Raw genomic sequence first — 6748 nt, 5'->3', positions numbered from 1 at the left:
TTTGATCCACACACTCATCCCACTTGTTATGTGCAAATGAGTGGTTTTGATTGATTCAAGATAAGCAGGTTTGAAATGAGAGAATCCTACGTTATTCGGGGGTCTAATTCAACATGAACAGAGCTAGATTATCATTATAAATCAAAGCATTGTATGACAGTGGCAAGAAAATAGGAGACCCCGAAATCTAAAAACAAGACAATTGAGTAGAAGGTCATCAATCGCTCTCCCTCCATGATAAGTGGTGGAATCGTCATTATATAAGCTTCGGCAGAAACGACGATGAATCCAGCAATGGTTGCATAGAAGAAAATTTGTTCGGCTGGAGCAATCTGTATCATGAGCAGTACGAACAGTACAATATGCAGTAGCATGAAGATGAAGAGAGCTGTGGTGGCAAGTTTTATTTTGTCGCAGCGATTAAGTAAAACGCCTGCAAGGATGCCGAAAATTGGCCACGCTAATGAGAAGAGACCTTGCGCCCAACTTACTCCGACTATACCATATCCAGATTGTCTTGCTAATAGCGGGATGGCAGTGCGTAAAGCACCGCTGAGTAAGGCGAGCAGACTAACGGTTAGGCAAAAATAGCGTATGTTCTTGTTGGCAAAAAGCGTGAACATTCTGTTCTCCTTAAGATGCCACACAGGTTTCCACTGTTCCATCAAGTACGGCGGTTGTATTCAGCATGTTTGCAACATAGCCGTCCAAGATATTCCTGTCTTCCTGAGGTAGAAGAAAATACATAAGGTTGGAATACCATTGCCAACCACGCTGAGTCAGCTGGAGATTGTTATCACTTTCTGCGATGAGACCTGCACCTATGAGCTGTTGTAGGTTATTGTATACGAAAGAGGGAAGTGCGGTCCAGTCAATTCTTTCTTTTTTGGCATAGCCGTTATAAGGTAGCTGCATACACAAAGCCTTGGAGGCTTGTTGCTCCGCTGATACCCAATTGTAGTATACTTTGGATTTTCCTTTAAGTTGTATGTCGGTAATGTATCCGCTTCGACTGGGATTGGCTCGTGTGACAAGTGAGCCGAGAATCGACAGTGCTGACGCCCCAAACCCAACCACATAATCGTCATGATAACCATGCAAATATTTGTGATAGCGGAAATAATTAGCTGAACTCGTTTTAGCGAGCGTTAGAGGAGTGTTATTGGCAATTTTGATATAGGAATGCCCATTACACGGCGCATAGCCGCAGCTGCGCATAACGATATCGCTAAATAATCGAAGCATCTGTCGATGCTGTAGGCTGGACGGTTTTAGCCCTTTTTGTGCGTAAGACTTATGCAGTTGCGACGTGATAGCCAGATTGTTGATTGCATAGAGGTTGATGGTTTCAGGGTGAAGCTCGCTGGCTTGCTTCAAATCGTATAATAGTTCTTCAGCTTGCTGGCTGTGCATGCCATATAGTAGGTTGAAACCGACATGTCCAATTATGTCTTGTGACCAAGCCACGGTATTGTTGATTTGTTCACGTGTTGAGGTGAGGTTAAACAATGATCGGAAACGCTCAATGAAACTCTGTATGCCGAAGCTGATTCAGTTAACGCCGATCTCACGGGCAGCATAAAGTTTATCACCTGTGACGCTCTTCGGTTCGCTTTCCAGTGTAAATTCGGTTAAGGAAGAGAGCTCAAATTCGGCATGCAATACTTTTCCGATGTGTCGGATATTATCTGCGGACAAAAGCGACGGTGTGCCGCCCCCCTATATAGATGCTGCGGATGGACCCTCTAAGCGAGCGAATGAAATTTCCTTTGGTTCTGATCTCTGTGGTAAGCGCTGACATATAAGATTCGATTTGCTTAACGTGCTTGTAGGCCCCTTTCTGAAAGGGACAGAAGGAACAGATGGTTTCGCAAAAGGGAATATGCAAATAAAGAGAAATGGTACGCGCTTGTGGAATCTGCTTACTTTGCGCTAGTTTATTAAAGTCTAGGTAATCGTAAAATTCATTTGAAATAGTGCGAAATAACGGATATATGAAGTTGTAAATCGGCTTGAGTTGATCGAACTTCACAAAAGGATGATCCACGAGTTGCATAGCTTACCTCCCCCAATTTCTTAACTCGCACTATATTATTGACGGGCGACAGGTGATCCAATCATCCGAGTGTATTACCAAAGATTTTTACGGAACATAATGAATCCTCCTTTTGTAGAAGTTATATGTATTATACATATAACTCATTATATGAACAGATGAGCTTGTTTAAGAGGCAATGTAAAGATAAAAATATAAAAGAACTTTCTCTTGCAGCCTTATGGTCTGATATTGTAATTGGTATCCTGTTTTACGCGGTCGGGCTATGAATGCCTAGGGCGAGAAAAAGCAGGGTATTTTAATGGACGTGCGGGGTATCTTTGTTATGTTGCTGGGATTTGGAATTTGCGTCTGGTTATGAAATATCATTAGCGCAAAAAGATGGTTTTAAAGGTAGATATATATTTTTTAATATCCCTGTAAAACTTCGAGAAGAGATAGAATTATCCTATTAGAAAACATATAAATGTCCAGTGTGATTATTATCGAATTACATGACATTATCACTCGTGCACGCCATTTTGACATATTACCTAAAATCTCATTGAGATTGTGCCATGTACTGGCAAACGGGGATAGATCGTGTTTTGGTATGACTGCGGCGAAGTTACGTGCCGCATTATCTTTGCTAGAATCCAATAGGATTAGGCTTAATGGGGTGCCTTTGCATGTGGACTCTAATTTGAATTCGACTGAGTTAATAGTATCCACCTTAACTAAGGCTGGAAAGGATATTTACGCATTGAAGGATCAAAAAAGTTTTATCAGTCTAGGCGGAGGATATCCGACTTCCACAGCGTTCTGCGATGCCATGACGGTCAATGACGAATACCCTCGTAAAATTTATGAGGCATTATCACAATTGGGTTGTGATTTACATAAGCTTACGGTAATTATTGAACCTAGGCGTATTATATCTAAAGATTATGGTTATTTATTTTCAAATATTAGCTCTATAAAAGAGCAGAATGGTACGAACTTAATTATAATCTGGGCTCTGGGGATGTGTACTCAATCTGCACAGTATCACTAGATCATAAGTCAAAGTATGTGAAAGCAACTGATACAAAATAGATTTTACGATGGTGGAAGATCGACGATAAAGGACGTTAGTTAAAAGGAAATTGGTATTATTGTGTTCTTATATCCTGATTTTTTGGCTTTTTAGATATAAATAACACACCTCCTAGTGGGCTGGAGACTATCAAATGTTGGATCACACATGGCGCAATTAGCAAAAAATCCTATCTATTGGATTTGGTATGCTCTACTAGATTCTCAGCTCTAAATATTGTGTGCGAAGTGCAATGTCAAGCGGTGGGAATTGATATAAGTGCAGAGTCTGTACCATCCGCTCAGAACAAGGTTGATAGCTCTGTTATGCAGACGATGGTTAAGTTTCATGTCGGAAATGCTGAGCGTATGACTTATCCTGAAAATACATTTACGCATATTATGGCGGGGTGAGTGTTTGTAAGCACTAGCTGTAAAGGCTACTCACCATCCTAGGGTGTTTACTTCTATGTGGATAACAATAGAGTTACAAAACTTGCTTCATATTAAAAGAAAAGTTTCTTTTCTTTTAATATGAAGCATTGCTACAACCAAAAGGAAATTAAATATCTCGCCTTTATTATTCTCGTCAATGTTTGCTTATATATGATTATTTGAATCGGAATTAGGTTACGTACAATATGGTATTTCTCGCTATTTTATATAAGGAGAAGGTTCGCACCGATGTATCGGGTGCATATCAATTTTTTCACTATGGTGATAGGATAGCTTTTTGAGCGTAAAGTTCTTTTACCTTGATAGATCTTATAGTATTCTTCAAAAATATCAGTTGATAAATTTTTTTCGTGTCGTTTATGCATGGGCTGATACAATAAGAATAGGACTTGATTGTTTTTAAAGTTGGTATGTTATGGCTGTAAAAAATGGTAAACAAACGAAAAGTAAGAATTTTAAACCTGTCTCTCGTTTTCTCAAAAGTTTACGTGGTGTGCGCAATTGGGAACAAGTTTCACAATGGCTTGCTTTTCGTAAGGTAGAGGATATTGAATGTATTACGCCTGATCAAGCAGGGGTACCACGGGGCAAGATGATGCTTTCTAAAAAATTTACATCGGAAACATCATTGGCATTGCCTTCAGCAGTTTTTATGGCAACAATTTCAGGGGATTATCCGGAAGATGGTCATGGTTTTGAATATCCTAAAGCAGATGGTGATTTACGCCTTGAGCCTGATCTTTCTACGTTAAGCATTGTTCCATGGGAAGATGCTCCTACGGCACAGGTGATTTGTGATCTTGTGTATCAAAATGGTCAGGTTGTGGATTACACACCACGTAATGTTTTACGAACAGTGGTTCATTTTTACACAAAAATGGGTTTAAGCCCTGTTGTGGCACCAGAAATTGAGTTTTATTTGGTACAAAAAAATCCCGATCCTGATTATCCGTTAGTTCCACCGGTTGGTCGTTCTGGGCGTTCAATTGGTGGTGGACAGGGGTATTCCATTGCTGGTGTTAATGAATTCGATGATTTGATTGATGATATTTATCAATTTTCAGAGGCACAAGGATTGGAAATTGATACCCTCATTCATGAAGAAGGAGCAGGACAGTTTGAAATCAATTTACGTCATGGTGATCCTATTGAATTAGCGGATCAAGTTTTTATGTTTAAACGAACAATTCGTGAAGCAGCACTAAAACATAATATGTATGCAACTTTTATGGCAAAACCCATTCAAGGGCAGCCGGGTTCTGCTATGCATATTCACCAATCGGTTGTTGATAAGAAAACCGGTATGAATATTTTTACACAGGAAAATGGTGAAGAAAGTATCTGTTTTCGCCATTTTATTGGTGGATTGCAAAAACATATGCCAGGCGTACTTGTGATGCTTGCGCCTTATGTGAATTCTTATCGACGTCTTGTCCCTGATAATTCGGCTCCTGTTAATTTGCGGTGGGGATATGATAATCGTACTACAGCTTTTCGAGTTCCCCGTTCTGCTCCTCAAGCGCGACGTGTTGAGAATAGGCTTCCTTCATCAGATGCGAATCCTTATTTAGCCCTTGCGGCTTCTTTAGCGTGTGGTCTTATTGGTTTGCAACAAAAAATTGAGCCGGATGAGCCAGCGATAAATAATGTAAACGCTGATAATATTGAGTTACCGCGTGGGCTCATTGAGGCAGTCAATTTGTTTGAACAAGATACAGTGATACGTGCTATTTTAGGGGATGTGTTTGTAAGTACTTATGCTGCAATCAAACGACAAGAGTTTGAAACTTTTATGGAAGTAATCAGTCCGTGGGAGCGTGAATATCTCCTGCTGAATGTTTAAATTTTATGACGATGATTGATTATAATTCAATTTCTCCAGGAATTTCTTGGTATGAAGATGCTTTAAGAGAACGTCCCTCTTATCCTTCTTTTTGTGAAAACAGACAGTGTGATGTGGTCATTATTGGAGGCGGATTTACGGGTCTTTCGGCTGCTTATCATTTAGCCAAGGCTGGAGTAGATGTTGTTTTATTTGAAGCATCACGTTTTGGTGATGGTGCTTCAGGGCGCAATGGTGGACAGCTGGGAACAGGGCAACGGCAATGGGTAGAAACATTAGAAAAAAAGTTTGGTTTTGAGCGAAGTAAAGCTCTATTTGATTTAGCAGAAGAAGCTAAAAGAGATATTTTAGCTTTATGCGCAATGCCTAATTGTCCTTGTGATTTGATAGGAGGACAGCTTTCTGTAACTCATAAAAGGCGTGAGCTTCTCTCTTATCAACAGCATATTGAGGCGATGCAGCGTTATGGCTATCACGCACTTACTTTTATGGATAAGGCTGAAACATTTGAGCGACTTGGATCAACTTTTTATTGTGGTGGTATTTATGATGCGGATACCGGTCATATAAATCCCTTAAAATTGATTATTGGGTTGGCAAAAAGAGCACAAGATGCTGGTGCTAAGCTTTATGAGAAGTCACAAGTAACGACCGTAAGGCGCAAGGGAGCACATTGGAAAGTAATAACAGAAAAAGGTAGTGTAACAGCAGAGCATGTTTTACTTGCAACAAATGGGTATAAACTTGGTCTGGAGCGTTTTATTGAAAAAAATATTGTTTCTATTCGCTCTTATATTGGAGCAACGGACCCATTACCAAAGCATAGTTCAATTCTTATAGGGGGGGAATCGGTTGATGATTCCCGTTTTATGGTTCGCTATTTTCGCAAAAGCATTGATAATCGTCTCTTATTTGGTGGTGTAGAAAGTTATGATAATAAGCATCCTCTAAATTTAGATGAACGTATAAAACGGCAAATTGTTGAAATTTATCCTCAATTACATTCTATCAATTTAAGCCATCGGTGGGGAGCAACGGTTGCCATCACAGTTGAACGCATGCCCTATGTTCGCCAAATTTTTTCAAGGATGACTTATTGTGGTGGTTATTCAGGGCATGGCGTTATGCTGGCTCCTTTCGTGGGAAAATTATACGCAGAATGGTTAACTGGAAAATATGAACGTTTTTCCTATTTCCAAGACTTAAAGATTTCATCTTTTCCGGGAGGAAGAGTTTTGCGTTATCCGCTTATATTTTTAGCAATGCGTTGGTTTTCTTTATTGGATCGCCTTTAATGGAAACATTGCTTGAAATGAAGAAAATTAATGGCTTATTTAGTA

7 protein-coding genes are annotated in these 6748 nt (G+C 39.7%); 5 read left to right on the top strand and 2 right to left on the bottom strand.

Annotation, left to right across the window (positions count from 1 at the left end):
• Nucleotides 1-134: 134 nt before the first annotated feature.
• Both ACFINU_RS06430 and ACFINU_RS06425 read right to left on the bottom strand, forming a co-directional pair.
• On the bottom strand, nucleotides 135-623 hold the full coding sequence (locus ACFINU_RS06430) for a hypothetical protein (RefSeq protein WP_375618426.1): 489 nt from the start codon (nucleotides 621-623) through the stop codon (nucleotides 135-137).
• Nucleotides 624-633: 10 nt separating this feature from the next.
• Nucleotides 634-1467: a hypothetical protein gene (locus tag ACFINU_RS06425; RefSeq protein WP_375667459.1), complete on the bottom strand. Its 834-nt coding sequence runs from the start codon at nucleotides 1465-1467 to the stop codon at nucleotides 634-636.
• Between the two features lie 205 nt (nucleotides 1468-1672).
• Between ACFINU_RS06425 and ACFINU_RS06420 the strand changes: the two genes are divergently transcribed.
• From ACFINU_RS06420 to ACFINU_RS06400, 5 genes are all read left to right on the top strand, one after another.
• Nucleotides 1673-1798: a hypothetical protein gene (locus ACFINU_RS06420; protein WP_375618428.1), complete on the top strand. Its 126-nt coding sequence runs from the start codon at nucleotides 1673-1675 to the stop codon at nucleotides 1796-1798.
• Between the two features lie 724 nt (nucleotides 1799-2522).
• Nucleotides 2523-3089, top strand: a complete 567-nt coding sequence (locus ACFINU_RS06415; RefSeq protein ID WP_375618429.1) for a hypothetical protein — start codon at nucleotides 2523-2525, stop codon at nucleotides 3087-3089.
• 218 nt (nucleotides 3090-3307) lie between these two features.
• A complete protein-coding gene (locus ACFINU_RS06410; RefSeq protein WP_375636605.1) occupies nucleotides 3308-3523 on the top strand; it encodes a class I SAM-dependent methyltransferase in 216 nt (71 codons plus the stop codon).
• A 457-nt stretch (nucleotides 3524-3980) separates the two neighbouring features.
• Complete coding sequence (locus ACFINU_RS06405; RefSeq protein WP_375618430.1) at nucleotides 3981-5408, top strand: glutamine synthetase family protein; 1428 nt, start codon at nucleotides 3981-3983, stop codon at nucleotides 5406-5408.
• A gap of 11 nt (nucleotides 5409-5419) precedes the next feature.
• A complete protein-coding gene (locus tag ACFINU_RS06400; protein WP_375618462.1) occupies nucleotides 5420-6703 on the top strand; it encodes an NAD(P)/FAD-dependent oxidoreductase in 1284 nt (427 codons plus the stop codon).
• Nucleotides 6704-6748: the final 45 nt, after the last annotated feature.

The sequence above is a fragment of the Bartonella sp. AC130YNZD genome (genome assembly GCF_042196865.1).
GTDB lineage: Bacteria > Pseudomonadota > Alphaproteobacteria > Rhizobiales > Rhizobiaceae > Bartonella.
This window is presented reverse-complemented; position numbering and strand designations above follow the sequence as displayed.